Origin of the sequence: Pseudoalteromonas sp. HM-SA03 (assembly GCF_002289345.1) — a bacterium.
Classification (GTDB): Bacteria; Pseudomonadota; Gammaproteobacteria; order Enterobacterales; family Alteromonadaceae; genus Pseudoalteromonas.
In genome coordinates, this window is the sequence record NZ_NSDG01000011.1 from 1 (window position 1) to 1499 (window position 1499).

Below are 1499 nucleotides of genomic sequence, written 5' to 3' on the forward strand. Positions count from 1 at the left end.
AGTCGAATGGCCGGAACAAAGCGTGCTCAGCAAGGCTCAAGAGCCTATATGGATTCAATTTTTAAGAATTACGAAGATAAATTAAGAGAGTATCTAGATAGCCCCAATTTTGGCTCTGATAAATATGAAGTATTTACAAATCAAGTTGAACAACTTGAAGATATGATAGACGCTTATAAATCATCAAAGCTAACAGAAAGCATAGATTATATAGGTGTGCAACAAAGAGCTCGAGACAACGGACTTGTCGAAGTTATAGACATAACAAAGTTTGATATTATAAGGTAAGTAGGAGCGTTAAAATAAATGGTTAAAAATCACTATAGTTACGCAAAGCGAACGTACGACAGAGCGAATAAACTATATGAGAAAAGTAATAGTATTTTTTTGGAAACACTTAAAAAAAATGGCTGTCATACGTTATCTACATTCGCGTCGTTAAATTTAGAAGAGATGTTCCCTCTTGAGGTTCTCGAAAATCCAGGCAGCAACAAAGCATGGCATTACATTGCAAGAGCCCTACAGCTGAAGCTTGCTATTTTCCAATTTAATGAAAACCCTGATAGCATATTCAAATTCGCCTACGATAACGAAGTAATTGAACTATCTGGGCAGCTATCCCCACAATATGCAAACATCTTTAATTGGCAAAAAGCGCTGTTCTGCGCCATTATCACTCGAAATCAGGCTGCGATTGATTACTTGATAACTGTAGATAACTCGGTTTTTAAATCAGCCAAATATTCAGATCAGCTCTTGCCTTTTGATTTTGCATATGTTGATTTGCTCAAGGCTATTTTTACACCTAGTGCAGATTTAAGCCAAGCGATAGAAAAAGCATTAATCGCCAGTGATTCAAATGACTGTAGTGAAGACGAAGTGTACCTTTATTCGAGTCGCTTAGAATGGCCAATAGTGTCTGTGATTCTTGGCATATTTACCGATGATAGTGGAGTGGAATACAACCAGGCAATAGAGAGTGCTAGCGTCCTGCATAATGAATACTATAACACCGATGACCGAAGGTACTCGTTAGACGGAGCTATTTCAATACCTCTCACTGCCATGGCTGCATTAGCAAAAGACATTAAAGGCTATGATTTGACCACAGAAAATGGCTATATACCAGAGTGGCTGGTAAACCCTAACCCACCAAAATGATTAAGGTAAATTAAAAAAGAAGTCTAATTTGCTAAACCACACTCTTTAACAACATGGATGTTGCAAGGCTAGGTTCAATTATCCTCCTAGCCTACATTTCTCACCAAATTTCTTCTGCTGCTTTCGTTTACATTTTTAATTAGAGAAACCACGGTAGCTAATCTTTAACTACTCTACTGAGATGGTATGCAGTGGTAAGACAAAGCCATAAATAAAGGCCCAAGACATACCACAACCATAGTCAAAGTTATCTTAAAAAAATACTGGGAATCCCTCTCCGCTGCGCTTGCCGTGCTGCGGCTTTTTACCCAAAGAAAAGTCGGCAAAGGCGACCCAGT

Annotated in this window: 2 protein-coding genes; both read left to right on the forward strand. The window is 38.4% G+C overall.

Annotation, left to right across the window (positions count from 1 at the left end):
• Nucleotides 1-288, forward strand: a 288-nt coding sequence (locus CKO50_RS01885) for a hypothetical protein (protein ID WP_217989638.1), incomplete at its 5' end; no start/stop codon positions are given.
• A gap of 18 nt (nucleotides 289-306) precedes the next feature.
• On the forward strand, nucleotides 307-1161 hold the full coding sequence (locus CKO50_RS01890) for an immunity 49 family protein (protein ID WP_095726773.1): 855 nt from the start codon (nucleotides 307-309) through the stop codon (nucleotides 1159-1161).
• The last annotated feature ends 338 nt before the right edge of the window (nucleotides 1162-1499 follow it).

What these genes read in the sequence shown, in the direction of transcription:
- CKO50_RS01890 (WP_095726773.1), top strand. Translation starts at nt 307, where the DNA reads ATGGTTAAAAATCACTATAGTTACGCAAAGCGAACGTACGACAGAGCG.